28 protein-coding genes are annotated in these 25,803 nt (G+C 63.0%); 5 read left to right on the top strand and 23 right to left on the bottom strand.

Features of this window, described 5'->3' with window-relative positions:
• Positions 1-50 precede the first annotated feature (50 nt).
• Positions 51-671 carry an LOG family protein gene (locus ACEXP3_RS01235; RefSeq protein WP_377296055.1) on the top strand — a complete coding sequence of 207 codons (621 nt, stop codon included), beginning with the start codon at positions 51-53 and terminating at the stop codon, positions 669-671.
• A gap of 1 nt (position 672) precedes the next feature.
• Here ACEXP3_RS01235 and ACEXP3_RS01230 read toward each other — a convergent pair whose 3' ends face one another.
• The 16 genes from ACEXP3_RS01230 to alr form a co-directional block, all read right to left on the bottom strand.
• Complete coding sequence (locus ACEXP3_RS01230; protein ID WP_377295627.1) at positions 673-1,002, bottom strand: DHCW motif cupin fold protein; 330 nt, start codon at positions 1,000-1,002, stop codon at positions 673-675.
• A gap of 14 nt (positions 1,003-1,016) precedes the next feature.
• Positions 1,017-1,928: an EamA family transporter RarD gene (gene rarD, locus ACEXP3_RS01225; protein ID WP_377295626.1), complete on the bottom strand. Its 912-nt coding sequence runs from the start codon at positions 1,926-1,928 to the stop codon at positions 1,017-1,019.
• 123 nt (positions 1,929-2,051) lie between these two features.
• Positions 2,052-3,668, bottom strand: coding sequence for a citramalate synthase (gene cimA, locus ACEXP3_RS01220; protein ID WP_377295625.1), 1,617 nt, complete (start codon positions 3,666-3,668; stop codon positions 2,052-2,054).
• Positions 3,669-3,881: 213 nt separating this feature from the next.
• A complete protein-coding gene (pip, locus tag ACEXP3_RS01215) occupies positions 3,882-4,838 on the bottom strand; it encodes a prolyl aminopeptidase (protein WP_377295624.1) in 957 nt (318 codons plus the stop codon).
• Between the two features lie 14 nt (positions 4,839-4,852).
• Entirely contained in the window at positions 4,853-5,332 is a 480-nt protein-coding gene (locus ACEXP3_RS01210; protein ID WP_377295623.1) for a GFA family protein, read from the bottom strand.
• On the bottom strand, positions 5,329-5,799 hold the full coding sequence (locus ACEXP3_RS01205; RefSeq protein ID WP_377295622.1) for a GFA family protein: 471 nt from the start codon (positions 5,797-5,799) through the stop codon (positions 5,329-5,331). Before ACEXP3_RS01205 ends, ACEXP3_RS01210 begins: the two co-directional genes overlap by 4 nt.
• On the bottom strand, positions 5,796-6,278 hold the full coding sequence (locus ACEXP3_RS01200) for a GFA family protein (protein ID WP_377295621.1): 483 nt from the start codon (positions 6,276-6,278) through the stop codon (positions 5,796-5,798). Before ACEXP3_RS01200 ends, ACEXP3_RS01205 begins: the two co-directional genes overlap by 4 nt.
• Positions 6,279-6,575: 297 nt before the next feature.
• Positions 6,576-8,114: a cysteine--tRNA ligase gene (gene cysS / locus ACEXP3_RS01195; protein ID WP_377296054.1), complete on the bottom strand. Its 1,539-nt coding sequence runs from the start codon at positions 8,112-8,114 to the stop codon at positions 6,576-6,578.
• Positions 8,115-8,355: 241 nt separating this feature from the next.
• Positions 8,356-9,243: a DMT family transporter gene (locus ACEXP3_RS01190; protein ID WP_377295620.1), complete on the bottom strand. Its 888-nt coding sequence runs from the start codon at positions 9,241-9,243 to the stop codon at positions 8,356-8,358.
• A 48-nt stretch (positions 9,244-9,291) separates the two neighbouring features.
• The gene (locus ACEXP3_RS01185; RefSeq protein WP_377295619.1) at positions 9,292-10,032 is read right to left on the bottom strand and encodes an SDR family NAD(P)-dependent oxidoreductase; all 741 of its coding nucleotides are present in this window, start codon (positions 10,030-10,032) and stop codon (positions 9,292-9,294) included.
• Positions 10,033-10,086: 54 nt separating this feature from the next.
• Complete coding sequence (purF, locus tag ACEXP3_RS01180) at positions 10,087-11,577, bottom strand: amidophosphoribosyltransferase (protein WP_210102992.1); 1,491 nt, start codon at positions 11,575-11,577, stop codon at positions 10,087-10,089.
• 178 nt (positions 11,578-11,755) lie between these two features.
• Entirely contained in the window at positions 11,756-12,346 is a 591-nt protein-coding gene (locus tag ACEXP3_RS01175) for a CvpA family protein (RefSeq protein WP_210102991.1), read from the bottom strand.
• Positions 12,347-12,475: 129 nt separating this feature from the next.
• Positions 12,476-13,879: a DNA repair protein RadA gene (gene radA, locus ACEXP3_RS01170; RefSeq protein WP_210102990.1), complete on the bottom strand. Its 1,404-nt coding sequence runs from the start codon at positions 13,877-13,879 to the stop codon at positions 12,476-12,478.
• A 6-nt stretch (positions 13,880-13,885) separates the two neighbouring features.
• Positions 13,886-14,203, bottom strand: a complete 318-nt coding sequence (locus tag ACEXP3_RS01165; RefSeq protein WP_377296053.1) for a type II toxin-antitoxin system RelE/ParE family toxin — start codon at positions 14,201-14,203, stop codon at positions 13,886-13,888.
• Positions 14,199-14,489, bottom strand: a complete 291-nt coding sequence (locus ACEXP3_RS01160; protein ID WP_377295618.1) for a type II toxin-antitoxin system ParD family antitoxin — start codon at positions 14,487-14,489, stop codon at positions 14,199-14,201. Before ACEXP3_RS01160 ends, ACEXP3_RS01165 begins: the two co-directional genes overlap by 5 nt.
• Before the next feature lie 65 nt (positions 14,490-14,554).
• Positions 14,555-15,712: an alanine racemase gene (gene alr / locus ACEXP3_RS01155; RefSeq protein ID WP_377296051.1), complete on the bottom strand. Its 1,158-nt coding sequence runs from the start codon at positions 15,710-15,712 to the stop codon at positions 14,555-14,557.
• 537 nt (positions 15,713-16,249) lie between these two features.
• Between alr and ACEXP3_RS01150 the strand changes: the two genes are divergently transcribed.
• Complete coding sequence (locus ACEXP3_RS01150) at positions 16,250-16,642, top strand: hypothetical protein (RefSeq protein WP_377295617.1); 393 nt, start codon at positions 16,250-16,252, stop codon at positions 16,640-16,642.
• 90 nt (positions 16,643-16,732) lie between these two features.
• Here the strand turns inward: ACEXP3_RS01150 and ACEXP3_RS01145 are convergent, their stop codons facing one another.
• The 6 genes from ACEXP3_RS01145 to ACEXP3_RS01120 form a co-directional block, all read right to left on the bottom strand.
• Positions 16,733-18,229, bottom strand: a complete 1,497-nt coding sequence (locus ACEXP3_RS01145) for a replicative DNA helicase (protein WP_377295616.1) — start codon at positions 18,227-18,229, stop codon at positions 16,733-16,735.
• Between the two features lie 248 nt (positions 18,230-18,477).
• The gene (rplI, locus tag ACEXP3_RS01140; RefSeq protein WP_210102986.1) at positions 18,478-19,053 is read right to left on the bottom strand and encodes a 50S ribosomal protein L9; all 576 of its coding nucleotides are present in this window, start codon (positions 19,051-19,053) and stop codon (positions 18,478-18,480) included.
• 72 nt (positions 19,054-19,125) lie between these two features.
• Entirely contained in the window at positions 19,126-20,091 is a 966-nt protein-coding gene (locus tag ACEXP3_RS01135) for a DUF2232 domain-containing protein (RefSeq protein WP_377295615.1), read from the bottom strand.
• Between the two features lie 146 nt (positions 20,092-20,237).
• Positions 20,238-20,486, bottom strand: a complete 249-nt coding sequence (rpsR, locus tag ACEXP3_RS01130) for a 30S ribosomal protein S18 (protein WP_210102984.1) — start codon at positions 20,484-20,486, stop codon at positions 20,238-20,240.
• A 22-nt stretch (positions 20,487-20,508) separates the two neighbouring features.
• On the bottom strand, positions 20,509-20,982 hold the full coding sequence (gene rpsF / locus ACEXP3_RS01125; protein ID WP_210102983.1) for a 30S ribosomal protein S6: 474 nt from the start codon (positions 20,980-20,982) through the stop codon (positions 20,509-20,511).
• Between the two features lie 311 nt (positions 20,983-21,293).
• Positions 21,294-22,142, bottom strand: coding sequence for a LytTR family DNA-binding domain-containing protein (locus tag ACEXP3_RS01120; protein ID WP_377295614.1), 849 nt, complete (start codon positions 22,140-22,142; stop codon positions 21,294-21,296).
• A gap of 77 nt (positions 22,143-22,219) precedes the next feature.
• Between ACEXP3_RS01120 and ACEXP3_RS01115 the strand changes: the two genes are divergently transcribed.
• Together ACEXP3_RS01115 and ACEXP3_RS01110 are read left to right on the top strand one after the other, a co-directional pair.
• Complete coding sequence (locus tag ACEXP3_RS01115) at positions 22,220-22,735, top strand: hypothetical protein (RefSeq protein ID WP_377295613.1); 516 nt, start codon at positions 22,220-22,222, stop codon at positions 22,733-22,735.
• Between the two features lie 99 nt (positions 22,736-22,834).
• The gene (locus ACEXP3_RS01110) at positions 22,835-23,194 is read left to right on the top strand and encodes a hypothetical protein (protein ID WP_377295612.1); all 360 of its coding nucleotides are present in this window, start codon (positions 22,835-22,837) and stop codon (positions 23,192-23,194) included.
• A 4-nt stretch (positions 23,195-23,198) separates the two neighbouring features.
• On the opposite strand, the gene ACEXP3_RS01105 is transcribed toward ACEXP3_RS01110, so the two are convergent.
• Entirely contained in the window at positions 23,199-24,242 is a 1,044-nt protein-coding gene (locus tag ACEXP3_RS01105; RefSeq protein WP_210102979.1) for an aldo/keto reductase, read from the bottom strand.
• Between the two features lie 214 nt (positions 24,243-24,456).
• Here ACEXP3_RS01105 and ACEXP3_RS01100 point away from each other — a divergent pair, with 214 nt between their 5' ends.
• Positions 24,457-25,743 (top strand): Nramp family divalent metal transporter, encoded by a 1,287-nt coding sequence (locus ACEXP3_RS01100; protein ID WP_377295611.1) that lies wholly within the window; start codon positions 24,457-24,459, stop codon positions 25,741-25,743.
• Positions 25,744-25,803: the final 60 nt, after the last annotated feature.

The raw sequence follows: 25,803 nt of genomic DNA, 5'->3' as shown, positions 1-25,803 counted from the left end.
TCCCGTCACTTTTACAGGGCGGACCGCTGCTTTGCGTCCGCCTCGCATGCATCACGGAGACTCTTGTGCCAATTCGATCCATTTGTGTTTACTGCGGCTCGCAGCCCGGTCGTGATCCCGCCTATGTCGCGGCAGGTCGGGCTTTGGGCAAATCCATCGCGGCCCATGGTCTGCGACTCGTTTACGGCGGCGGCACCAAGGGCATCATGGGTGCCGTGGCGGCCGGCACCCTGTCGAACGGCGGCAAGGTTACCGGCATCATTCCGGAATTTCTTGTCGATATGGAGGCAACGCGCCATTCTCTCGGACAATTGAGCGAGCTGATCATCACCAAGGACATGCATGAGCGCAAACATGCGATGTTCGAGCGCGCCGATGCCTTCGTCACGCTTCCCGGCGGCATCGGCACGCTGGAGGAAATCGTCGAGATCATGACTTGGGGCCAGCTCGGCCGCCACCGCAAGCCGATGGTGTTTGCCAATATCGGCGGCTTCTGGGATCCGATGCTGGAACTGGTCGATCACATGCGCGCGCAAGGTTTCATCCACAACGCCAATCTGGTACGCCCGCTTGTCATCGACGCGGTAGAAGACATCGTACCGGCCATCCTCGACGCGCAGGGCGACGCCCCGGTCGATGATGGCACGCCAGCGGTGATCGGGAAGCTTTGAGCTAATCCACGATAAACAGGGTCGCGCCGATCTCTGTCGACGAGCGGTGCGGCTCGGCCCCGTCCGCCACCTGATAGCTCATGCCGGGCTTCAGCACGAAGATGCGTCCATCGGCCAGTTCCGTCGTCAGTTCACCGGAAAGGCACAACAGAATGTGGCCCTTCTCGCACCAGTGGTCTGCCAGATAGCCCGGCGTATACTCCACCATGCGCACGCGGATATCGCCAAACGTCTGGGTACGCCAGCTTGCCATGCCGGTGTCGCCGGCATGCTGCGTGGGGGTGATGGTTGTCCAGTCAGTGGTGCCGAAGGGAATGTCGGTCATGCGCATCGAAAGTTCCTTTCTCAGCGGGCGCGGTAGGCACGCAGCATCGACCAGGTATAGAGCGCAAGCGCCACCCAGATCAGCGCGAAGGCAAACAGTTTGACCGGGTTCATCGGCTCGTGGAACACGAAGACCGCGAGGAGGAAAATGATGGTCGGCGTCAGATATTGCATGATGCCGAGGGTGGAGAGGCGCAGCAGTTTTGCACCATTGGCATAGAGCATCAGCGGCACCGAGGTGACGAGGCCCGCGGCCGCCAGAAGCCACGCATCGCTGGCGGTGCCGCGCGTCAGGTGCCCGACGCCGTTCATTTCAAGCCAGATGACATAGGGAAGGGCGGGCACCGACAGCAGCGCCACCTCCAGGAAGAAGCCCTGGTTGGGGCCGACCGGCAGCGTCTTGCGCAGGAAGGAATAGGCACCCCAGCTCACGGTCAGCGTCAGCGAGATCCAGGGCAGGCGCCCTGCGTCATAGGTCAGGATGCCGACGGCGACGAAGGCGAGCGCAATGGCCGCCATCTGCACCGGCGCCAATCGTTCCTTGAGCAGGATGGCGCCCAGGAGGATGCTGAACAGCGGATTGATGAAATAGCCGAGCGCTCCTTCGATCGCCTGGCCAGAGCCGACGGCATAGACGTAGGTGAGCCAGTTGACGGTGATCAGCAGCGCGGTGACGGTCGCCATGACCATGGTGCGCGGGGAACTGACCGCCCGGCGAATATCGCCGAAGCGGCGGGTGACGAGCAGGATAAGGGCCGCAAAAGGCACAGACCACAGGATCCGGTGCGCCAGCACCTCGAAGGGCGGCATATGGCCGAGCGCCCTCAGGTACAGCGGCATGACGCCCCAGAACGCATAGGCGGCAAACGCATAGGCAAAGCCCTGTGGCGCGTCGCCCGTCTGAGCCTGGGGTGGAGCGGTTTCGGTCGCCATGATTGGTCATTCCTTCACGTCAGTGACGTCCGTCTACGACCCAAGCGGGCCGCTGACCAATTCATTTCGCTGAAGCGTCTATTCGCAGGTGTGAATAAGCCGCAGGGGCAGGCGCTTGACTGGTCACTCCGCCGCCAGCCGTCCGGCCATGTGGCGGTTCTTCATCAGCTTGTAGACGATGGAATCGATCAGCGCCTGGAAGGAGGCGTCGATGATGTTTTCCGATACGCCGACCGTCCACCAGCGGGTGCCCTCGCCATCGGTCGATTCGATGAGCACGCGGGTGATTGCCTCGGTGCCGCCGTTGAGGATACGCACCTTGTAGTCCACCAGCTCCAGATCGACGATTTCGGCGTTGAACTTGCCGAGATCCTTGCGCAGCGCCAGATCGAGCGCATTGACCGGGCCATCGCCTTCGGCAACCGACATCACCCGTTCGCCATCGATCACGAGGCGCACCACGGCTTCCGAGACGGTCTTCATCTGGCCATTGGCATCGAACCGACGCTCCACCATGACGCGAAACCCTTCGATGGCGAAGAAATCCGGGATGGTGCCGAGCGTGCGGCGTGCCAGAAGCTCAAAGCTCGCATCGGCCCCTTCATAGGCATAGCCTTCAGCCTCGCGCTCCTTGACGATGGTGATCAGCGTATCGAGGCGCGGATCGTCCTTGGCCACCTCGATGCCGCGCCGCTTCAGGGCGTTGAGGAAGTTGGACTTTCCGCCCTGATCCGACACCATCACCTTGCGGAAATTGCCGACCGTTTCCGGCGGCACATGTTCGTAGGTGCGCGGGTCCTTCAGCAGTGCCGAGGCATGGATGCCAGCCTTGGTGGCAAAGGCGGAGGCACCGACATACGGCGCCTGATGGTTGGGCGAGCGGTTGAGCAGTTCGTCGAAGGCATGCGACAGCCGGGTAAGGCCGCTCAGCCGCTCGCGGTCGATCGATGTGTCGAAGCGCTCGGCATAGGCTTCCTTCAGCGCAAGCGTCGCGATCAGGGTAATGAGATTGGCATTGCCGCAGCGCTCGCCGATGCCGTTCAGCGTGCCCTGGATCTGGCGCACGCCGGCCTCGACGGCGGCAAGCGAATTGGCGATGGCCTGGCCGGTATCGTCATGGGCGTGGATGCCGAGCGAGGTGCCGGGAATGCCGGCAGCGATGACGGCAGAAACGATGTCGCGCACCTCCTGCGGCTGGCTGCCGCCATTGGTGTCGCAGAGCACCACCCAGCGGGCGCCCGCCTCATAGGCCGCCTTCGCGCAGGCGAGCGCGTAATCGGGATTGGCCTTGTAGCCGTCGAAAAAGTGCTCGCAATCGATCAGCGCCTCGCGGCCGGACGCGATGACGGCAGCAACGCTGTCGCGGATCGAGCCGAGATTTTCCTCGTTGGTGCAGCCGAGCGCCACGCGCACGTGATAATCCCAGCTTTTCGCCACAAGACAGATGGCATCGCTTTTCGATTGCAGAAGCGTTGCAAGCCCCGGATCATTGGCAGCCGAAATGCCCGCCCGCTTGGTCATGCCGAAGGCGGTGAATTTTGCGGTCTGCGTACGCTTTTGCGCAAAGAAGGCCGTATCGGTGGGGTTTGCTCCCGGATAGCCGCCCTCGACGTAATCGATGCCGAAATTATCGAGCAGCGTGGAGATGGCAATCTTGTCCTCGACGGAAAAATCGATACCCGGCGTCTGCTGGCCGTCACGCAGCGTGGTGTCGAAGAGATAGATCTTTTCCCGTGTCATGTCGGTGCCTCCCCAGGCAGCTTTTGTCTTGCCGTATTTCCCTCTCTGGCCTGCCGGCCATCTCCCCCACAAGGGGGGGAGAGCCGCAGAGCGGCTGCCGTTCACCCAACACCACAAGCGTCCCTTCCCGTTCCGGGGGGAGGGCGCCGCGGCATGGTTTCTCCCCCCTTGTGGGGGAGATGCCCGGCAGGGCAGAGGGGGTTATCCCAGAATTCAGTTCTTGCCCGCAAACCGGTCCGTGGCGCGGATCAGCTGGTCGAGAATGCCGGGCTCGAGATAGGCATGGCCGGCGCCTTCGATCAGGTGGAAATCCGCTTTCGGCCAGGCCTTGTGCAGCGCCCAGGCATATTTCGCCGGGCAGGGCATGTCGTAGCGGCCGTGAATGATGACACCCGGAATGTCCTTGAGCTTGTAGGCATCGCGCAGCAGCTGGCCTTCCTCCAGCCAGCCGGCATGGACGAAGTAATGGTTTTCGATGCGCGCAAAGGCCAGCGCATAATCTTCCTCGCCAAAACCGCCGGAATATTCGGGGTTCGGCAGAAGCGTGATGGTTTCGCCTTCCCAGAGGCTCCAGGCCAGTGCTGCCCGCACCTGCTCTTTGCGGTCGTCGCCGGTCAGGCGGCGGCGATAGGCGGCCATCATTTCGTGGCGCTCGTCTTCGGGGATCGGGGCCTGGAAACGCTCGAACTTGTCGGGAAACATTTCCGAGACGCCGAACTGATAATACCAGTCCAGCTCGGCTTTCGTCAGCGTATAGATGCCGCGCAGCACCAGTTCCGACACCCGTTGCGGATGGGTTTCTGCATAGGCGAGCGCCAGCGTCGATCCCCAGGAGCCGCCGAACACCAGCCATGTTTCCACGCCCATCATCTCGCGCAGCCGCTCGATATCGGCGACCAGATGCCAGGTCGTATTGGCTTCCAGCGAGGCATTGGGCGTGGATTTGCCGCAGCCGCGCTGGTCAAACAGGATCACGTCGTAAAGGGCCGGGTCAAACAGGCGCCGCTGCGTCGGGCCGCTGCCGCCGCCCGGGCCGCCATGCAGGAAGACGGCCGGCTTTGCGCCTTTCGTGCCGACGCGCTCGAAATAGACGCGGTGACCATCGCCGACATCCAGGAAGCCGGTCTCATAGGGTTCGATCTCGGGATAGAAGGTGCGCAATTCGCTCATGTCGGTTGTCCTGCTCAGTCGTCCTTCGGCGGCCATGCCGCCGTATCGTGATCGGGGTGCTGGTGGGTCTTCCTCGCGACCGCCGCCATCCAGTCGGCGGACACCGTCGCCGCCTCCTCGGGCAGGTCCGCCAGCGCATGAAAGAAGGAGAGGCGTGAATCCTGACCGGATTGCAAGGCCGGTTTGGCCCGTTCCGGTTCGTCCAGCGCGCCAAGCGTCACATTCAGCCCGTCGCCGTCGAGCGGCTCGAAGAACAGCGGCGTGCCGCAGGCGGCGCAGAAGCCGCGCCGCACCAGGCCGGACGAGTGAAACCAGGCCGGTGTGCCGCGCGTCAGCTCAAAATCCTGGTGCGCCACGAAGCCGAGCGGCAGGGCATAATTGCCGGACGCCTTCTGGCACATGCGGCAATGGCACAGATGTGGATTGGTCGGTACACCACGGATGCGGTAGCGCACGGCGCCGCACTGGCAGCCGCCGGATAAATACGTGCTCATGCCTCCTCCGGTGGCCACTGGTCCGTATCGTGGTCGGGGTGCTGATAGCTTTCGATGGAGGCAAAGAAGGCCTCCATTTCGGGACTGGTATAGGCCGGCTTTTCGAACAGATGATCGATCCACGGCAGCCGCTTGTCGTGGTTGACCTGCACCTGCGGCTCCAGCGCAGCCGGATGATCGAATGCGCCGATGGCCAGTTCCACGCCGCCGGGATGCAGATAGGCAAGCGGCGTTCCGCATTTGCTGCAGAAGCCGCGCTTCACCTTGGCAGACGAGCGGTAGAGGCTCGGCTGGCCGCGAGTCCAGGCAAGATGCGCCTGATCGGCGGTGACGAAGGCACCGAAAAAGCCGCCGAACTGCTTCTGGCACATGCGGCAGTGGCAGATCGACGGGCGCCCGAGCTTTTCCGCCCGAAACCTTACTGCGCCGCACTGGCATCCGCCGGTAAACACGCCTGTCATGGTCATGGCTCAAGTCCCTGTTCTGGCCAATCGGCCGTGTCATGGTCGGGATGCTGGTAGGAGACGATGTCGGCAAGGTAGGGCGCCTGTTCGAGGTCCTCCTCCGTCGGATGCCCGGGAAGCGCATGCAGATGATCGACAAAGGCGATTTTGCATTCGATGCCGAACTGCGTGGTGGGCGGAAAGGCCGCCGGATCGTCAAACGCACCGGCCGCCACCGCCACGCCATCCGGCGCCTCGTAGGTGAGCGGCGTGCCGCAATCCCCGCAGAAGCCGCGCGAGACGACATTGCTGGACCGGAAGATTTTTCGCGTCCCCCGCGTCCATTCAAAATCGGTGCCGCGCACCGAAACCAGTGGCGCGTAGTAACCGCCAAAGGCCTTCTGGCACATGCGGCAATGACAGATCGAGGCATCCCTCAACGGGCCGCTCACCCGAAATCGAATGGCGCCACACTGGCATCCGCCGGAATAGCTGCTGGTCATGTCGTCTCTCCTCCGTGGTTTCCCCCCTCTGTCCTGCCGGACATCTCCCCCACACGGGGGGGATTATCGTGCCGCGCCGTCCTGCTTCCATTTGCTCGGGAGAGGGCAAGGCGCTTTGTCGGTCTGTGGCAAAAGGCCATCCGCTCCGCCGGCCCGCCTCTTGGGCGGCAGAAGGCCGTCCGCTCTGCCGATCTCCGTCTTGCGTGGCAGAAGGCAAGCCGTTCTGCTGATCTCCCCCCGTGTGGGGGAGATGCCCGGCAGGGCAGAGGGGGGTATGGCGGGGCGAAGCAGCCATGGCTAGCGCTTCATCTCCCAGGTCGTCACCCGCTCGCCGGTTGCCGGATCCTTGCCGTCCTTCAACTGGATGCCTTGTGCCAGCAGCTCGTCGCGGATCTTGTCGGCTTCGGCGAAGTTTTTGGCTTTGAGGAGTTCGAGGCGGGCCGCAACGGCAACCTTGACTTCATTCTCAAGAACGCGATCAACAACAGTTTGGGCCAGAAGCGTCCCAGAGTCGGTCTCTTCGTAAATTCCCAAAAACGCTAACGCGGCCCGCAATTCTCCGGCAGCAGTCGCTTGCTCCGCTCCGCTGGCCGCAGTTCTGACTGCCTTGCTGAGAGTATGAAGCACGGCGATCGCAGCCGACGTGTTCAAATCATCCATGAGCGCAGTGAGCAGAGCCTGAGGAACAGGCTGCATAGGCGCCGCAAAACATTGGCGGTGCCAATCGTAGAGCATCGTTCTTGTTTCGAACAAGCGATCGGCCGTCCAGTCGATGGGTTGCCGGTAATGCGTCATCAGCATTGCCAGTTTCAAGACATGGCCGTGCCACCGCTGCCCGCCAAACTTTTCCGTCTCCAGCAGTTCGTTGATCGTGACGAAATTGCCGTCCGATTTCGACATCTTGCGGCCTTCCACCTGCACGAAGCCGTTGTGCATCCATACGCTTGCCATCACGTCGGTGTCGAAGGCGCAGCAGGATTGGGCGATTTCGTTTTCGTGGTGGGGGAAGATGAGGTCGAGGCCGCCGCCGTGAATGTCGAACTGGTGCGGGAGCGCCTTGCCCTTCGGCGACAGCCGGTCCTTGATCTCTTCCCAGAGATAGCGGTCGGCCATGGCGGAGCATTCGATATGCCAGCCGGGGCGGCCGTAGATGGCAAAGGTTTCGCCCTCGAAGGTAAATTCCGCCGTCCAGCCGGGTTCGGTATCGGCCGATTGCTTCCACAGCACGAAATCGCCCGGGTTCGTCTTGTGGGCTTCCACGGCCACGCGCGCGCCGGCCTGCTGGTCTTCCATCCGGCGTTTCGACAATTGCCCGTAATCGGCCATGGAAGCGGTGGCAAACAGCACCTCATGGCCTTCCGAGCCCTTGGCCACATAGGCGTGCCCTTGCGTCAGCAGGCGCTGGATGATGGCGATCATCTGGGCAATGTTTTCGGTCGCACGCGGTTCATGCGTCGGGGCAAGGCAGCCGAGGCGCGCCACATCCGCCTTGAACTGGCTTTCCGTCGTGCCGGTCACGGCGCGGATCGCCTCGTTGAGGCTCATCGAGCCATCGGCGATGTTTTGGCCGAAATCGCGCAGCGCCCGCGCGTTGATCTTGTCGTCGACGTCGGTGATGTTGCGCACATAGGTGACGTGGTCTTCACCGTAAACATGGCGCAGCAGGCGATAGAGCACGTCGAACACGATGACCGGCCGGGCATTGCCGATATGGGCAAAATCATAAACTGTCGGGCCGCAGACATAGAGGCGCACGTTGTCCGGGTCGATGGGCTGGAAATCCGACTTCTCGCGGGTCAGCGTATTATAGAGCTTGAGCGTGTCGCTCATCGAAATTCTCCCGAAACAGGTATGATCCGGCCGGACCGGTTCCTGTGTCTTCTTTGAATTTCGAGAGACGAGAACGGCCAGGCCAGCGGTGCGCTAGCGAATAATCTTCCCGCAGATGATGCAGAGGCCGTTTTTCATGGAAACGGTTATGGCGCGCGCGCCTGCCGCGGTCAAGGGGAGGGCAAGGCGCATTTGTTCGCGCCGGGGCTTGCGCGTGAAATATTCGTTCAGCCGCGCTCCACACGGTTCAGGGCTGCAGCGGGATCTTGTCCTTGGCCGGCAGAAGGCCGAGCACCAGCGCACAGCCGGCGATGATGACGGCGCCGCCCGCCAGCTGCACGAGCGTCAGCGGCTCGTCAAGGACAAGCGCGCCGACGAGCACCGCAACCACGGTGACGGCAAATTCGACGCTGATCGCCCGCGTCGCGCCGATGCTCGCCACAAGCCCGAGATAGAGCACGTAGGTGAGCGAACTCATGAGGCCGGCAAGCGCCACCAGATAGAGATAATCGATCGGCTGCGGCGCAACCGGCACCGGCACGACCCAGATCAGCGGCAGCGCGATGACGCCGCCCGCCAGAAACGCCCCGATGGTCACTTCCCAGGGGCCGGTATCTTTGAGGAATCGGCTGGCATAATTGCTGCCGAAGGCGGCGCAGAAGGTGGAAAACACCATGGCCAGACAGCCGAGCACGAACGCGAAGGTGACAGGCACGGCCGGAAATCCGACCAGCATGACGATGCCGAGCGTGCCGAGCAGCAGGCCCGCGACCCTGACCGGCGTGATCCGCTCCAGCCCCCAGACCTGCGCGATCACCATCGAAAACAGCGGAATGGAGGCGACGAAAATCGCCGCCATCGCGGTGCCGATCAACGGGGTGGCGTAGGAGAGGCCGATCAGCTGGCCGGCAACGGTGGTGGCGCCCACCACGGCAAGCGGCACCCAGCTTGCGGGAAAGCAAAGCTTTCGCCCGGTGCTGCGGGCCAGCACCAGAAGGATGCCAGCGGCGATGAAGCAGCGAAACGTCACGGCCCCCACCCAGCCGAAGGCTGCCACCACCTTCAGGAGCAGCAGGAAGGAAAGGCCCCAGGCGAGAGCCAGAAACAGATAGGCAGCAATGTCACGGGGGCGCATGCGGGAAAATCCGCTGGAGTGAGGAGGCGACGAGGACTGCTGGCAAAACTATTCCGGCAGTCGGTAATCACGGAATGTATTGTCGCGCACGACAAAAAGCCGGCCGGTTTCCGTCATCTCGGGTGCGCAGAGCGGCAGGAGTTTCGCGGCGACCTCCGAGGGGTGCGGCAGCGTTGCCGGGTCTTCGCCGGGCATGGCCTGGGCGCGCATGGCGGTGCGGGTGGCACCCGGATTGACGTTGATGACGCGCAGTTTCGACTTCTGCGTTTCGGCAGCCCAGATGCGGCCGAGCATTTCGACGGCTGCCTTGGAGGCGGCATAGGCGCCCCAGAAGGGACGCGCATCATTGGCAACGCCCGATGACAGGATCAGCGCGCGGCCGGCATCCGATTGCAGGAGCAGCGGCTCGACGGAGCGGATCAGCCGCCAGGTGGCCGTCACATTGGTCAGCATCACCTTTTCGAAGACCTTTGCTTCGATGTGGCCGACCGGCGAGATGACGCCAAGAATGCCGGCATTGGCGACCAGGATATCGAGCTTGCCCCAGCGCTCGTGGATCGAGGCGCCCAGCCGGTCGATGGCGGCCATGTCGGTCAGATCGAACGGAACGAGGGTCGCCGTGCCGCCTGCCGCCTGGATGGCATCATCCAGTTCTTCGAGCCCGCCCACCGTGCGCGCGCAGGCAATCACATGCGCGCCGGCCTTTGCAAGCGAAAGTGCCGTGAAATAGCCGATGCCGCGCGAGGCGCCAGTGACTAGCGCGATGCGTCCCTTGAGATCAATCGTCATTACCCGTCCCGTACCGTCCTGTCCGGCGAAGGTTTTTGCCTTCGCCGGTCCTCCTCAACCGTTGCTGGCGAGAACCGAGACCTTCCGTCCCATCGGTTCGCCATGCTTGTCAAGCAGGCGCGTCGGATAGTCGCCGGTGAAGTAGTGGTCGGTGAACTGCGGGCGGGCCGGGTTGCGGGCTTCGCCGCCAACGGCGCGGTAGAGCCCGTCGATGGTGAGGAAGGACAGGGAATCGGCGCCGATATAGCGGCACATGGCTTCTGCGCCGTCATACTGGTTGGCGAGCAGCTTGTCGGCGTCCGGCGTGTCGATGCCGTAGAAATCCGGATAGAAGATCATCGGCGAGGCCACACGCAGATGCACTTCCTTGGCGCCGGCGTCGCGGATCATCTGCACGATCTTCAGCGAGGTCGTGCCGCGCACGATCGAATCATCGACCAGAACGACGCGCTTGCCCTCGATCATGGCGCGGTTGGCCGAGTGCTTCAGCTTCACGCCGAAGGCGCGGATTTGCTGCGTCGGCTCGATGAAGGTGCGCCCGACATAGTGATTGCGGATAATGCCGTATTCGAAGGGAATACCGCTTTCCTGGGCGTAACCGAGCGCTGCCGGCGTGCCGCCATCGGGCACCGGCACGACGACATCGGCTTCCACCGGCGATTCCTTCGCCAGATTGATGCCCATGTTCTTGCGCGCCACATAGACGCTGCGGCCGCCGACGACGGAATCGGGACGGGCGAAATAGACATATTCGAACAGGCAGAGCCGTTCCGGCTGCATGTTGGTGGACTTGCGCGATTCGATCTCGATGGAGCCATCCGGCTGGATCTCGCAGATGATGACTTCGCCGTTTTCCACGTCGCGGATGAACTTTGCGCCGATGATGTCGAGCGCGCAGGTTTCCGAACAGAAGATCGGCTTGCCGTCGAGTTCACCCATCACCAGCGGGCGGATGCCGGTGGGGTCGCGTGCGGCAATCAGCTTGGTGCGGGTGATGCCGAGCATCGAATAACCGCCTTCCATCTGGCGGATCGCGTCGATGAAGCGGTCCGTGGTGGAGGCGTAGCGCGAGCGGGCGATAAGGTGCAGCACCACTTCCGTATCGGAGGTGGACTGGCAGATGGCACCACCGGCAATCAGCTGGCGGCGCAGCGTCAGGCCATTGGTGAAATTGCCGTTATGGGCAACGGCAATGCCGCCGACTTCCAGTTCGGCAAACAGCGGCTGCACGTTACGCAGCGCCACTTCGCCGGTCGTCGAATAGCGCGTGTGGCCGATTGCCATGGCGCCGGGCAGTTTTGCCAGAGTCACCGGGTTGGTATAGTGATCGCCGACCAGTCCCATATGCTTTTCGGTATGAAACTGCGTACCGTCGAAAGACACGATGCCGGCGGCTTCCTGGCCACGGTGCTGGAGCGCATGCAGGCCAAGCGCCGTCAGCGTTGCCGCATCGGGATGGCCGAGAATGCCGAATACGCCGCATTCTTCATGCAGGGTATCACCATCCAGATCGAGAAAAACATCATGGGCAACCGGCTGATTCATGTCTGCAGGTCCTTGGGGCTGGTTCGGAACGGGGTGTGTCGCGAATATGGGTGTTGTCGGTTGAAACGGAAATAGGCCGGCGGGGAGCGCTATCGCTTCATCCTCTCATCCGGCCTTCTTAAGCTGCGCTATATCACAAGCGACGATGCTTGGCTTCCCTTAGAACGGTAACAAAGCGTCAATTATTTGGCGTCGTGGTTGCCGGAGCGTCATCAGAGGGCGTCTGTTCGGCGCCCGGCGCCTGCACCTTGTCGCCACGGCCGAGAATGCGGGCGCGGATCTGCGGTTCCATATCGGTCGGAAGCACGGCTTCCAGACGCCCGACGAGGCCATCGAGGAAGGGCTTTGATTTCGCCTGTGTGATCCAGGCCGGCTGCGAGCGCGCATCCACCAGCCAGTTCCAGAAGGCGACGGCGACGACCAGAAGCAGGATGCCGCGGGCAGCCCCGAACAGGAAGCCGAGCGTGCGATCCAGCGCCCCGATGCGGCTGTCGATGATGAAATCGGCAATGCGGCTGGTGATAAAGGTGATGATGATGAGCGCGATGAGGAAGATCACGCCGGCCGAACCGGCAAGTGCGATGCGATCATCGGTCGTGTAGTTCTTGGCATAGGGCAGAAGCAGCGGATGCAGGTAATAGGCCGCGGCGATCGCGCCTGCCCAGCTGGCAATCGACAGCACCTCGCGGGAGAAGCCGCGCACCATGGCGAGTACTGCCGAAAACAGGGTGACGCCGATGACAATGCCGTCGAAAATCGTGATGGGCATAAATGGTCTACTCCAAGACGGACCCGGCCTTCCGGCCAAGGGGTACACGGGTGGCTGCACGGGGGCAAGGCCATGGCTGCGGCCCGCCGTTGCGGCTCCTCTTACAACAGCGCGCCCGCCGGTGGAAGATCAATCCTCCTCCGGCTGCTTCCCCAGGTTCTTCGCGGAACCGGCTATTTTTACGACGAGATCCGGCAGTCCCTCGATCTCGCCCCAGCGGCTCTTGCTGCCCTTGGGCAGTTCGGCCGACGAGGCGGGCAGGACCGCCGAGGAGAAGCCGAGCTTTTCTGCCTCCTTCAGCCGCTGCGCCGTCTGCGACACCGGCCGCACCGCACCCGACAGGCTCACTTCGCCGAAATAGACGCATTCGGCCGGAAGCGGCGTATTGGCAAGCGAGGAGACGAGAGCGGCCGCGACCGCGAGGTCGGCGGCCGGTTCGGTAATCCTGTAGCCACCGGCGACGTTGAGATAGACGTCGTGCTGGCCAAGCCGGACGCCGCAATGGGCTTCCAGAACGGCCAAAATCATCGACAGCCGCGAGGAATCCCAGCCGACGACGGCGCGGCGCGCCGTGCCGAGCGAGGTCGGAGCGACGAGCGCCTGTACCTCTACCAGAACCGGCCGCGTGCCCTCCATGCCGGCAAAGACGGCAGCCCCCGGCGCCTTGGAATTACGCTCGCCCAGAAACAGTTCCGACGGGTTCGACACTTCGCGAAGACCGATATCCGACATTTCGAACACGCCGATCTCGTCGGTCGGGCCAAAGCGGTTCTTCACCGTGCGCAGGATGCGGTAGTGATGGCCGCGGTCGCCTTCGAAATAAAGAACCGCGTCCACCATGTGTTCGACGACGCGCGGACCGGCGATCTGGCCTTCCTTCGTCACGTGGCCGACCAGCACCATGGCCGCCCCCGTCTGCTTGGCAAAGCGGATCATCGCCTGCACGCCGGTGCGCACCTGGGTCACCGTTCCGGGCGCCGAATCGGCGGTATCGCTCCACAGCGTCTGGATGGAATCGATGATCACGAGGTCCGGCCGCTTGCCTTCGCCGATGGTGGCCAAGATGTCCTCGACATTGGTCTCGGCCGCCAGCAGCACGTCGGTGGAGGCGGCCCCCAGTCGCTGGGCGCGAAGGCGCACCTGGGCGACGGCCTCTTCGCCCGAGACATAGATGATGCGGTGTCCACGCCGCGAGAGGGCTGCGGCCGCCTGCATCAAAAGCGTCGACTTGCCGATGCCCGGATCGCCGCCGACCAGCACGGCCGACCCGCGCACGAAGCCGCCGCCGGTTGCCCGGTCGAGTTCGCCAATGCCGGTGAAGATGCGCGGCGCTTCCTCGGTCTCGCCCGACAGCGTGGTGAGGGTGACCGCACGCCCCTTCTTCGGCACCTTGCCGGGGCCCGACCCGATGCCGCCCATCGGGTCTTCCTCGACGATGGTGTTCCACTCGCCGCAGCCATCGCACTTGCCCGCCCAGCGGGAATGCACCGTGCCGCAGTTCTGGCAGACGAATTGGGTTTTGGGCTTTGCCATGAAATGTCAGTCTTGTTGTTGTTCTTGCGGAAATAGATCGGAGGACAGCTGCTGGTGGCCGTGCAGGACGCGAAGGATGACGATGGCGTCCTTCGTCACATGAAAAAACAGGATGCGCGACCGATGGACAACGCTGCGGATGTTTGGGCCCAGTTCGCTGCGGTCGCGGCCGCTGAGGCCACTTTTTGCCAGCGCTCTCGCCTTGGCCTCAAGATCGAGAATGAGCCGATCGGCCGCCTTTTCATTGTCTTGCGAAATGTAGCGATGGGCACTGGCCAGATCGGCCCTGGCTGTCTCGGTCCAGAAAAGGCGGCGCGATTTAATAGCTGCGTCCCTTCGCGTTCAGTCTTTTTGCCGGAGCGTCATCCGCGGCCCGCTGCCTCACATCCTGCAGCAGGTCGGATGCCGTCGCATATTCGTGCAGCCGCCCGGCTTCAAGATCCTCAAGGCCTTGCCCAACGAGCCGGCGCAGTTCCTCGGCTTCGTTCTCTTGACGCTTAAGCAAGCGCAGGCCGGCACGCACCACGTCCTCGGCGCTTTTGTAGACGCCGCTGCGCAGCTTGGCCTCGATGAAGGCGCGGTCTTCGTCGGAAAGCTGGATCTCAGTCATTTCGATCTCCTTTTGTTCTCTTTATAGCGCGGCCTCAGGCCGCTGACCAGAGGGCATTTCAAGTCTCAGATCTTGCCGTCGAGATAACGTCGCTCGTAGCGCAGCCCCAAGGAGGTCAAAAGTTCGTAGCCGATGGTGCCGCCGGCGCGCGCCACCTCGTCCAGCGCCATGTTATGTCCGAAGAGCTCGATGTAGTCGCCGGCCGCGATGGCGCCCTGCGGCAGGTCAGTCACGTCGAAAATGGTAAGATCCATGGTGATGCGGCCAACGACCGGCACGCGGTGGCCGGCGATGAAGCCGAAAGCCCCGGTTTTGACGCTGTCGCGCAGGGCGATGCCGGCGCCGGAGAGATTGCGCAGGTAACCATCGGCATAACCGACGCTTGCCACCGCAAGACGGCTGTCGCGAGCGAGGCGGTGCGCACCGCCGTAGCTTACCGTTTCACCGGCGCTTGCGGTGCGGATCTGCAGGATGCGGGCTTCGGCGGTTGCCACAGGCCGCATCGGGTTTGCTACGCTGTTCACGGCCTCGCCGCCGTAAAGGGCAATGCCCGGACGGGTGAGATCGAAATGGTAGTCTGCCCCAAGCGCAATGCCGGCCGAGGCCGAAAGGCTGGCCTCGACGCCTTCAAACGCGGTGCTCACCTCCCGGAACCGCTGCAATTGCGCCCGGTTGGCCTCGGCCGAGGGGGTGTCGCCGCTGTGAAGATGGGAGAGCACCAGAACGGGGGAAAAACTGGCTGGGCGCGACACGTCCTCAGCCAATTCCATCGCTTCTTCCACCGAAAGCCCAAGACGGTTGAAGCCGGTATCCACCTGCAGCGCGCAAGGGTGGTCGCCGCGATCCGCAAGGACCGACATCCAGAAGGCCAACTGCTCTTCCGAAGCAAGGACGGGCACCAGATCGTTGTCGAAGAAATGCTCTTCCTGGCCCGGCCAGATGCCGGAGAGCACGAAAATACGGGCCTCCGGCGCATAGGCGCGAAGCGTTGCCCCCTCGCTTGCCGCGGCCACGAAGAAGTCGCGGGCACCGGCATGGTAGAGGCTTGCCCCGCAGTCCTCGATGCCGAGCCCATAGGCATCGGCCTTGACAACGGCGCCAGCCCGCGCCCGTCCCGAGAGGCGAGAAAGATCGCGCCAGTTGTCGCAGAGTGCTGCCAGATCGACCGTCAGCCTCAGCGGCGCGACATCGAAATTATCGGCCTCGTCGATGAGGGCAGCCATCGCATCGGTCTCGTCAAAATCGGCGTCGTCAAATTCGGTCATGGCCTGGCATTATCCGTCTGGTCAGTCTGGCGCCCTGTTCGGGCAATGGCTTAAGGCTATCACTTTTGTTGAAGACGGTCATGACGAAGCAGGAGAAACTGTGTCTATGCACAAGGTTTCTGAGCGGCAGGCTGGCGGAGAGCCCCGGCCACGGACCGGACCCGCTTCTGGCGCGATCGATGCTTCGGCCATCTGGAACGCCTTGCCGCATCCATCATTCCGCATGCCGTGCTGACAGTGGTGGTGGCAGCCAGTGCGTTTGCCGCCGGCATGGCGAAACCCTGGCCTGCTCCGTCGAGGCGCTTGCCGCCCTGCGCAGGCCGGGTCCTTATGGCCTGATTGCAAGATCTGGCGCCCGCCTGTTTTCAAAGTTGTAAGGCCGCTTATGCCCTTCTGCGGGGGCAGGGCGCCGTTTGCCCTGCAGGGATCCTGTCCGCCGCAAGGCTCACGCGGCCGGCAGGCCTGTTGTTTCCGTTGCGTGAGAGATGTTTGCCGATGAAACGCCTTATCCCCCTTGTTCCCATCTTCGCCCTGCTGGCCGCTTGCTCGACGGGCTCGAGTCTGGACAGCCTGCGCAATGATCCGGCCACGTTGAAGGCGGTTCACACCTTTCCCGAAAGCTATGAGGTCGTCTATGCGCGCATCGCCAAGCAGGGCTTTCTCTGCCATGTCGCCTCAGGCACGCTCTATCCCGAGCAGGCGTATGGGCAAGTGGACCTGATCAACACCTTCGGCATTGCGCCCAAGTACACCTTCTCCGCCAGAATCGAAAAGGCGGGCACGGGTTCGAAGGTCACGATCTACAGCGGCAACAACTGGGTCAAGCAGGCTTATATCGACAACATCGTTGATTGGGCCTCCGGCTCCACGAAGTGCAAGGCCGGCTAAGCGCTGGCACTGCCTGAAGCGTCAGACGCGCGCCTGACGTTCGCCTCTTATGAAAACGCCCCGCTTTTCGGCGGGGCGCTGTCTTCAGGATCAGTGTTCCTCGTACTGGGTGAAGCTCGGATCGGCGAGATCGGCAAAGCGGGTATATTCCGACTGGAAGGCGAGCTTGACGGTGCCGGTCGGTCCGTGACGCTGCTTGGCGATGATCACGTCGGCCGTGCCCTTCACCTTGTCCATCAGCGCCTCCCATTCCGGATATTTCGGGTCGTTGATGTCGCGCGGTTCGAGGTTCTTGACGTAATATTCCTCGCGGAACACGAAGAGCACCACGTCGGCGTCCTGCTCGATCGAGCCCGATTCGCGAAGGTCGGAGAGCTGGGGACGCTTGTCCTCGCGGTTTTCCACCTGACGCGACAGCTGCGAGAGCGCGATGATCGGGACGTTCAACTCCTTGCCGAGCGCCTTGAGGCCCGTCGTGATCTGGGTCACTTCCTGCACGCGGTTTTCGCCGGATTTTCCAGACCCCGTCATCAGCTGGATATAGTCCACCACCAGGCAATCGAGGCCGCGCTGGCGCTTCAGGCGGCGCGCGCGCGCAGAAAGCTGCGCAATCGAGATACCACCGGTCTGGTCGATATAGAGCGGCACCTTCTGCATCATCTGGCTGCAGGCGACGAGCTTTTCGAAATCGGCCTCGGTAATGTCACCGCGGCGGATTTTTGACGAGGAGACTTCCGTCTGCTCGGAAATGATACGGGTTGCCAGCTGCTCGCAGGACATTTCGAGCGAGTAGAAGCCGACGACGCCGCCGTTCTTGGCCTTGAACGAGCCGTCCGGCTGCACCTCCGGCTCGTAGGCCGCGGCAATGTTGTAGGCGATATTGGTGGCAAGCGAGGTCTTGCCCATGCCCGGGCGTCCCGCCAGCACGATCAAGTCGGAGCGCTGCAGCCCGCCCATCTTGCCGTCGAGCGACATGATGCCGGTGGAAATGCCCGACAGGTGGCCGTCACGCTCGAAGGCCTGGCCGGCCATGTCGATCGCCTGCGCCACCGCATCGGAAAAGGCCTGGAAGCCGCCGTCGTAGCGGCCGGTTTCGGCAAGCTCGAACAGCCGCCGCTCGGTATCCTCGATCTGCGTCTGCGGCGGCATGTCGAGCGGCGCATCATAGGCGATGTTGACCATGTCCTCGCCGATGGTGATCAGCGCTCGGCGCAGCGCCAGATCGTAGATGGCCCGGCCATAGTCTTCGGCATTGATGATGGTGACGGCATCGCCGGCGAGGCGCCCGAGATATTGCGCAAGCGTCAGATCGCCGACCTTTGTGTCGGCCGGCAGGAAGGTCTTGATCGTCACCGGATGGGCGATCTTGCCCATGCGGATGATGTCGCCGGCCACCTCGAAGATGCGACGGTGCAGCGGCTCGTGGAAATGCACGGGCTTCAGGAAGTCCGACACCCGGTAATAGGCGTCGTTGTTGACGAGGATCGCACCCAGAAGAGCCTGCTCCGCCTCGAGATTGTTCGGGGCTTCGCGGTAATGCGGCTCTGCCGGCGCGGCATTGCCAAGCTTGCGCGCTACTTCATTCATCGAGATCTTCCATTTCATCGGTTGCCGGCGGCACCCTAGACCCAGAGGCCGAGGCGGGATACGTCCCGATCCTCTACCCACAGGGATTCACAGGCCATCCACGGCATTATTGGCATCCTGCACGATTCCGTTTGACTGTTGTCAGGGCCCGCGAATCGGCTGAGGCTGCACGGATATTTATACATCGCCCACAAAAAAAACGCCCGGAGAAAACTCCGGGCGCCCGATCCGGCCTAAGAGGCCAGGTCTTATTCGTCGTCGCCGTCCAGGTCGGCTTCCGGATCGAAGAAGTCTTCCGGACGCAGAGCGTCTTCGTCAACGCCGTAGATGGCATCAGCGGAGGTGAGGCTTTCGCCCTTCAGCTGGCGCTCGGCTTCTTCGGCCGAACGGGCAACGTTCAGCTCGACGGAGATTTCGACTTCGGCATGCAGGTGCAGAACAACCTTGTGCAGGCCGATGGCCTTGATCGGGTTGTTGAGGTCGACCTGGTTGCGGCCGATGTTGAAGCCTTCGGCAGCCAGAACGTCGACGACGTCACGGGCAGCAACCGAACCGTAGAGCTGGCCAGTTTCGCCGGCAGCGCGTACGACGATGAAGGACTTGCCGTCGAGAACGTCGGCAACCTTCTGGGCTTCCGACTTGCGTTCCAGGTTGCGGGCTTCGAGCGTCGAACGCTCGGCTTCGAAACGGGCCTTGTTGGCAGCGTTCGAGCGCAGAGCCTTGCCGAGCGGCAGCAGGTAGTTACGGGCGTAGCCATCGCGAACCTTGACGGTTTCGCCCATCTGGCCAAGCTTGGCGATGCGTTCAAGAAGAATGACGTCCATTTTGGTATCCTTTCGGTGTCAATCGGTGTGTTGGTGTGTGGTCTGTCCTGAGAGGGGGCGGTGCCTGTCCTGTCAGGGAAGCGGTTTGTCCGGATTGCGCGTCGGCGTCAGCGCAATCGTGCGGCGGGTATCGGAAAGGCCGACAAAAAGAATGGCCAGAAGCGGAAACAGCAGCATCGTCGACAGATAGACGAGGATGAGGCCCGGCACGCGCCAATCCTTGCCCTTCAGGCGAAAATGCAGGCCGGCGAAACCCGCCATCAGAAAGCCCGCGCCGAAGGTGCCGCAGATGGTGGCGCCGATCATTGCCGGCACGCCGCCCACAAAGGTCAGAACGATGCCGGCGAGGAAAACGAAGATGGCATTGCGGTTCATGCGCAGCGCAGACGGCATGTCCTCGCGCGGGCGCAGTGCCCGGCCGCTGCGCGACACGATGCGCACGGCAAAATAGAAGGCGGCAAACAACATCAGCACCCAGATGCCGCCCTGGATCAGCGGCAGCATCAGCACGATCATCGATTTCGTCTGCGTAAGCGCTGCGGCATCCGGCACCAGATCGGCGTTCTGCTGGTTGAAGTTTTCCACCATGGCATCGACCATGCGGTTGGTCAGCTCGGGGCCGTAGCCGATGACGGCGCCCAGGATGATGACGGCGACGGTGACGAGGCCGCAGAGGTGCAGGAGGATGTCAGAGATCGGGTACCAGGCAACGAGATCGTCCGGGCCGCCGAGTTCGGAGGCCGGGCGCGCAAGATTTGCCAGATGCGACAGCCAGCCGGCCGGGATCAGCGTGAAGATCGCCATGGCAAGCGCAAAGAGCGGCGAGATCAGTAACGCGCCGATCAAGGCAGCCGTTAGGATCGCGATGATGGCGGTGCGGTTGCCCCAGCCAAGGCCGGCGACGAGAACGGGAAGGGCGGAGGAGGCGTAGAGCACGGAGGCAAAGGACGGCTGCGCATTGGCGCCCAGCACAAGCAGGGCGGCGGCAATGCCGGCAAGGATGCCGGTGGTCAGCACTGTCTGGTTCAATCCGGTCACGTCTCGCTGTCCTGCTGTCGAGCAGTTAGGGGAGAGGCCTTTTGGCCGGTCGTCCCCAACATGGGTTTTCTAGAAGGGTTCCGATCCGCGCCCAACGCGGAAGGGAGAGACGGGGACGGCACGAATGCCATCCCCAAAATCAGGTCTTAGGACAGAACGTAGGGCAGCAGGCCGAGGAAACGGGCGCGCTTGATGGCCTGGGCCAGTTCGCGCTGCTTCTTCTGGGAAACGGCCGTGATGCGCGACGGTACGATCTTGCCACGCTCGGAAATGTAGCGCTGCAGGAGACGAACGTCCTTGTAGTCGATCTTCGGAGCGTTTGCGCCGGAGAAGGGGCACGTCTTGCGACGGCGGTGGAACGGGCGGCGTGCCGGAGCAGAGGATGTATCAGCCATTGTGTGTTCTCCTTGTGCTCAATTACGCGCGGTCTTCGCGCGGGCGACGCTCGAAGCCACCTTCGCGGGGACCACGATCTTCGCGCGGGCCACGGTCGGAGCGGGGGCCGCGATCGCGGTCGCCGAACGAACGTTCCGGACGGTCGCCGTCACGACGCGGACGGTCGTCGCGGTCGCGCTTCTGCATCATGGCAGACGGGCCTTCTTCGTGCTTCTCGACGGCGATCGTCATGTAGCGAAGAACGTCTTCGTTGATGCGCATCTGGCGTTCCATCTCATGCACGGCGGCTGCCGGTGCATCGATGTCCATCAGGGCGTAGTGAGCCTTGCGGTTCTTCTTGATGCGGTAGGTCAGGGACTTGAGGCCCCAGTTTTCTACGCGCCCGACCTTGCCGCCGTTTGCTTCGATAACACCCTTGTACTGTTCGACGAGGGCGTCAATCTGCTGTGCGGACATATCCTGCCGGGCAAGGAATACATGTTCGTAAAGAGCCATGGTAGCTTTGCCTTTCTTGCTGTTGTCGTGTGCCCGGAATTCGGCGGCTAAGCCTCAACGACTGGTCTTGGATGGGGTTGCCCCCGGCAAGAAAAGCGTGTGATCGAGACGGTCGAGAGCGGAGACACGGGAGACCGGAACCTTTTGGTTCCTGCGGTTCGCCTTGTCGGCGCACCTGCCCTCCGTACAGCCACCAGCCAGAAGACCGGGCGGTTCGAACAGGCGCGCTTATACGCGCATTTTCCCGGAACGCAAGGCATTTGTCGATTTTCTCCGCCGCGTGCGGCAATGCCACGCCCGATGTCCGGTCGTCAGGGCAGCAGGCCCGCGTCGCGCAGGCGGGCCGCATGGGTGCGGCTGACGGGCAGTCGCTCGTCGGTCAGCGTCTCCACCTCGAGGCGACCGTTGACCCGGTGGATTGCTCTTATCGCATCGACGGCCACCCAGTGCGAGCGATGCAGCTGCACGCCGTTCACCGCGCCTGCTTCCTCGATGGCGTCGCTGAGGCGCATCAGCAGCAGCGCCTTGCCCTTCAGCGTGGTAACCTCGACATAGTGGTCGCGCACGGTGAGGCTGACGATGCGTCCCCGCTTGTCGAGCGGCAGGCGGCGCACCAGAGCCGGGGTGGGGGCCGCAGCGGGGGCCGCCGGCCTGTCCGGTTGCGCCACCGTCATCTCCCGCTCTTTTTCCTGCCGCGTCGCATCGGCGCGCCGGAACACGAAGGAGATCACGGTGATCGTCATGCCGATTACCAGGGCATAACCGAACATGGTGGTTAGCGTGCGCAGCGGATCGGGCCTCAAGCCGAAGACCACACCTTCGATGAGCGTGACGCCGAGACCGGCGGCAAGCCCGGCCGCCAGACCGATCGGCACCAGCGCGCTTCGTCGGCGGATGCCGCGGCGGGAAAGGGTAATGCCCGTCAGCGTGCCGGCGAAATTCGCCAGACCGAAGGTGAGGAGAACCATCGCCGCCCAGTAAAGAAGTCGCCCGACCGGCGACAGAGCTTCATAGGTGCCGAAAGGGCCGGATAGGCTGAGGATGATGATCGCGCCGGCCAGTAGCACATGCGTCTTTGCCGAGGCGAGATCGGCCTGCATTTCACGAAGCGCCAGTCGCAGACTGCTTCCGCCTGCGGATTTTTCCGGCTGTTCACGCATGCCGTTTTGATTCCCGTCCCGCTTTCCTGCTGTCTGCCGCCGGTTGCGGCCGCCGGCTGCTGTGCAGGGAGTATAAAATGCAATTCCTCGTCAAAGTCATCACGGGCGCCCCGGTCTGGGTGTGGTTCCTGCTGGTTTTTCTATGCCTTCTCGGTGCCGCGCGTCTGCGCGACAGCCGGGTGTCGCCGCTGCGCCTGCTTCTGCCCTCGGTGATCTTCGTGCTGCTCGCCTGCAGCAAGCTGATCGCCACGCACGGCGATCCCGCGGCGCTGGCCGGTGCCTTTCTCGGCGCCCTCATCGGGGCTACGGCAGTGGCCGTGGTCAAGCCCGAGCGCCAGACGGCGCTGCTGCCGGACGGCCGCATGCTCATCGCCGGCGAATGGCACTCGCTGGCGCTGATCCTGCTGTTGTTCTGGACGAACTATGCCTATGCGGTGATGGCGGTGATCGCGCCGGCTGCGATCGCGACGCCGACCGCCCGGCTGGTCCTGTCGCTCCTCAACTTCTTCTCCACGGGGTTCATGCTCTGCCGCAGCCTCGCCCATCTGCGCAAGGCGCAGCGCCTGCAGCCTCCCGAGGCAGCAAAGGGATGAGGGAGCGCCAGTCCGCCGAGCGCCAGTCTCGGAGCCGCAGGTCCGGCAGGCCGAAGCCGTCGTAGACAGGTGCATCACCATCCGCGAGGGCGACTGCGCATGTATGTTTCGATTACCGGTTTCCGGGCCCATTCCGTCTGGCACATGCCTCGCTTCTGGTGGCATGCCGTCGCGGCGATGCAGCAGGTGAAGGCAGCGCCCGGCCTTGTCAAGGCGGATGCCCGCAGCATGGCGGGCGTCCAGCACACGCGTTCGGCCTGGACGGACCGCGCCGCCATGCTGGCCTTCATGACCTCCGGTGCACACCGGCAGGCGATGCGGGTCTTTCCCGAGATCGGCGCCGGCTATGCCTTCGGCTTCGAGGCCGAACGGATGCCGGACTGGGCCACGGTCCGCGCACTGTGGCTTGAGTACGGAGAGCGCCGGGCCAGCGAGGCGGCCCGGCGGCAGGTGGCGTGAGGCCTCAGATCGGCATCGGATACTGGCGGTGGATGGCGGCAATCGCCTTCATCACCTCATCCGAGAGCTTGACGTCGGCCGAACCGATGTTGAGCTTCAGCTGCTCCATCGAGGTCGCGCCGATGATGGCGGCCGCCATGAACGGCCGCGTCAGGCAGAAGGCGAGCGCCATCTGCGAGGGATCAAGGCCATGGGCGCGGGCAAGCTCCACATAGGCGCGCGTCGCCGGCTCCTGTTCGGGCACCAGGCGCCCACCGATATTGCCGTTGATCGAACCGCGCGACCCCGCAGGCTGCTGCCCGTCGAGATATTTGCCGGACAGAATGCCGCCGGCAAGCGGCGAATAGGCCAGAAGCCCGACATCCTCGTGATGCGACAGCTCCGCCATGTCGAGATCGAAATGCCGGTAGAGCAGGCTGTATTCGTTCTGCACGGTGGCGACGCGGGGAAGGCCCTTCTGTTCGGCAAGCGTCAGGAATTTCTGCGTGCCCCAGGTGGTTTCGTTGGAAAGCCCGATGGCGCGGATCTTTCCGGCCTTCACGCAGTCGCCGAGCGCTTCCAGCTTTTCCGAGATCTCGGCGAGCGTCTGCGTCTTGTCCTGGTTGAAGGGATTGTAGCCCCAGGCGCCGCGGAAATGGAAATGGCCGCGGTTCGGCCAGTGGATCTGGTAGAGATCGATATAGTCGGTCTTGAGGCGCGCAAGGCTCGCATCCACCGCCTCGTGAATGGCCTTGGCGGTAATCGGCGCGCCGCCGCGGATGTAAGGCCGGCCGGCACCGGCCACCTTGGTGGCAAGAACCACCTTGTCGCGCTTGCCGGTCTTTTCGAACCAGTTGCCGATCAGCCGTTCGGTGTCGGCATAGGTCTCCGGTGAAAGCGGCGTCGTCGGGTAAAGTTCGGCGGTGTCGAAGAAGTTGACGTCGTGGTCGAGCGCGTAATCCATCTGCTCGAAGGCTTCGGCTTGGCTGTTCTGCGAGCCCCAGGTCATCGTCCCGAGGCAGATTTCGGACACGCTGATATCCGTGCGGCCGAGTGTCTTGAATTTCATGAGAGGTTCCCGTCCTGGCAGGCTGTGGTGAAAGGCGAGGCGAATGTAGGCCGCTTTTGCTGCAACGCAAGACAAACTGACGAGGTCTCGGAGCATTTCCCGGCGAGATGCGCAATCGCGCAGATGGACTGCCTTGACAGATGCAACCATTCCATGGGGTGCACATTCTGTCCATTTGGGGCGATGACCGCCCCCATCGAAATGGGAGGACTGAATGGCGGATGTGAATACATCGGGCAATGTTTCCGCAGAGCGGCCGGATCTGTCGGCACCACCGTCGCGGGGGCAGTGGAAGCTGATCGGACCCGGGATCGTGGCCGCTGCCACGGGCGTCGGCGCCGGTGACCTTGTGGCAACGCTGATTGCCGGATCGCGCTTTGGTTATGCGCTGCTGTGGGCCGCCGTCATCGGCTGTATCGTCAAGATCGCGCTGGCCGAAGGCTCGGCGCGCTATCATCTCGCCACCGGCTCCACCATGCTCGACGGCTGGCGCTCGCTCGGGCGCTGGACCAGCTGGTATTTCGGCCTTTACATTATCGTCTGGGGTTTCGTGTATGGCGCAACGGCGATGAGCGCCACGGCGCTGCCGCTGGCGGCGCTCTTTCCCATCCTGCCGCTCTGGGCCTGGGCGATGATCTCTGGTCTCGCCTGCGCGACCTTCGTTGCCTTCAATCGCTACGAGATGTTCGAAAACGTCATGAAGGTGCTGATCGGCATCATGTTCGTCATCGTTGTCGGCGTGGCCATCATGGTCGTGCCCAATCTCGGCGCAGCCGTCACGGGCCTCATCCCCACCATCCCGGAAGGCTCGGCCATTTATACGCTCGGCCTCATCGGTGGCGTCGGCGGCACCATCACCATGGCCTCCTATGGCTACTGGGTGAATGCCAAGGGCTGGCGCACGCCGGCCTGGATGGGCATCATGCGTCTCGACAATCGCGTCGCCTATATCGTCACCGGCATTTTCGTCATCGCCATGCTGATCATCGGTGCCGAAATGCTCTATACGGCGCAGATTGCGCTTTCGACGGGTGATCGCGGCCTGCTCGATCTCGACCGGGTGCTGGAGGAACGGTTCGGGCCTTTCGTGTCAAAACTCTTCCTCGTCGGCTTCTTTGCCACCTCCGTCTCGTCGATCCTCGGCGTGTGGAACGGTGTCTCGCTGCTGTTTGCCGATTTCGTGCGCAATCATATCCACGGCGAGACCGGCACGCGCGAGGGCCTGGAAAAGACGCCCGCCTTTCGCTTTTACCTGTTCTGGCTGACGATCCCGCCGATGGTGCTTCTGTATTTTGGCCGGCCTTTCCTGCTCGTCATCATCTATGGCGCGCTCGGGGCCTTCTTCATGCCGTTTCTGGCGCTTACCCTGATCTGGCTGCTCAATTCCTCGCGTGTGCCGAAGGAATGGCGCAGCGGCTGGCTGTCGAACGGCCTGCTGGGGATCGCCGCCCTTCTGTTCATTGTCCTGTGCATCAACGAGGTGATCGGGCTCGTCGCATAGGGCGGAAATGCCCTCCGGCCTTGACTTGGGCGCGCAGAATGTGAATGGAAAGGCAAAAAA

Origin of the sequence: Neorhizobium fuzhouense, assembly GCF_042611105.1 — a bacterium.
Classification (GTDB): Bacteria; Pseudomonadota; Alphaproteobacteria; order Rhizobiales; family Rhizobiaceae; genus Neorhizobium; species Neorhizobium galegae_A.
This window is presented reverse-complemented; position numbering and strand designations above follow the sequence as displayed.

What these genes read in the sequence shown, in the direction of transcription:
- ACEXP3_RS01230 (WP_377295627.1), bottom strand. Translation starts at nt 1,002, where the DNA reads ATGCGCATGACCGACATTCCCTTCGGCACCACTGACTGGACAACCATC.
- rarD (WP_377295626.1), bottom strand. Translation starts at nt 1,928, where the DNA reads ATGGCGACCGAAACCGCTCCACCCCAGGCTCAGACGGGCGACGCGCCA.
- cimA (WP_377295625.1), bottom strand. Translation starts at nt 3,668, where the DNA reads ATGACACGGGAAAAGATCTATCTCTTCGACACCACGCTGCGTGACGGC.
- pip (WP_377295624.1), bottom strand. Translation starts at nt 4,838, where the DNA reads ATGAGCGAATTGCGCACCTTCTATCCCGAGATCGAACCCTATGAGACC.
- ACEXP3_RS01210 (WP_377295623.1), bottom strand. Translation starts at nt 5,332, where the DNA reads ATGAGCACGTATTTATCCGGCGGCTGCCAGTGCGGCGCCGTGCGCTAC.
- ACEXP3_RS01205 (WP_377295622.1), bottom strand. Translation starts at nt 5,799, where the DNA reads ATGACCATGACAGGCGTGTTTACCGGCGGATGCCAGTGCGGCGCAGTA.
- ACEXP3_RS01200 (WP_377295621.1), bottom strand. Translation starts at nt 6,278, where the DNA reads ATGACCAGCAGCTATTCCGGCGGATGCCAGTGTGGCGCCATTCGATTT.
- ACEXP3_RS01190 (WP_377295620.1), bottom strand. Translation starts at nt 9,243, where the DNA reads ATGCGCCCCCGTGACATTGCTGCCTATCTGTTTCTGGCTCTCGCCTGG.
- ACEXP3_RS01185 (WP_377295619.1), bottom strand. Translation starts at nt 10,032, where the DNA reads ATGACGATTGATCTCAAGGGACGCATCGCGCTAGTCACTGGCGCCTCG.
- purF (WP_210102992.1), bottom strand. Translation starts at nt 11,577, where the DNA reads ATGAATCAGCCGGTTGCCCATGATGTTTTTCTCGATCTGGATGGTGAT.
- ACEXP3_RS01175 (WP_210102991.1), bottom strand. Translation starts at nt 12,346, where the DNA reads ATGCCCATCACGATTTTCGACGGCATTGTCATCGGCGTCACCCTGTTT.
- radA (WP_210102990.1), bottom strand. Translation starts at nt 13,879, where the DNA reads ATGGCAAAGCCCAAAACCCAATTCGTCTGCCAGAACTGCGGCACGGTG.
- ACEXP3_RS01160 (WP_377295618.1), bottom strand. Translation starts at nt 14,489, where the DNA reads ATGACTGAGATCCAGCTTTCCGACGAAGACCGCGCCTTCATCGAGGCC.
- alr (WP_377296051.1), bottom strand. Translation starts at nt 15,712, where the DNA reads ATGGCTGCCCTCATCGACGAGGCCGATAATTTCGATGTCGCGCCGCTG.
- ACEXP3_RS01150 (WP_377295617.1), top strand. Translation starts at nt 16,250, where the DNA reads ATGAAACGCCTTATCCCCCTTGTTCCCATCTTCGCCCTGCTGGCCGCT.
- ACEXP3_RS01145 (WP_377295616.1), bottom strand. Translation starts at nt 18,229, where the DNA reads ATGAATGAAGTAGCGCGCAAGCTTGGCAATGCCGCGCCGGCAGAGCCG.
- rplI (WP_210102986.1), bottom strand. Translation starts at nt 19,053, where the DNA reads ATGGACGTCATTCTTCTTGAACGCATCGCCAAGCTTGGCCAGATGGGC.
- rpsR (WP_210102984.1), bottom strand. Translation starts at nt 20,486, where the DNA reads ATGGCTGATACATCCTCTGCTCCGGCACGCCGCCCGTTCCACCGCCGT.
- rpsF (WP_210102983.1), bottom strand. Translation starts at nt 20,982, where the DNA reads ATGGCTCTTTACGAACATGTATTCCTTGCCCGGCAGGATATGTCCGCA.
- ACEXP3_RS01120 (WP_377295614.1), bottom strand. Translation starts at nt 22,142, where the DNA reads ATGCGTGAACAGCCGGAAAAATCCGCAGGCGGAAGCAGTCTGCGACTG.
- ACEXP3_RS01115 (WP_377295613.1), top strand. Translation starts at nt 22,220, where the DNA reads ATGCAATTCCTCGTCAAAGTCATCACGGGCGCCCCGGTCTGGGTGTGG.
- ACEXP3_RS01110 (WP_377295612.1), top strand. Translation starts at nt 22,835, where the DNA reads ATGTATGTTTCGATTACCGGTTTCCGGGCCCATTCCGTCTGGCACATG.
- ACEXP3_RS01105 (WP_210102979.1), bottom strand. Translation starts at nt 24,242, where the DNA reads ATGAAATTCAAGACACTCGGCCGCACGGATATCAGCGTGTCCGAAATC.
- ACEXP3_RS01100 (WP_377295611.1), top strand. Translation starts at nt 24,457, where the DNA reads ATGGCGGATGTGAATACATCGGGCAATGTTTCCGCAGAGCGGCCGGAT.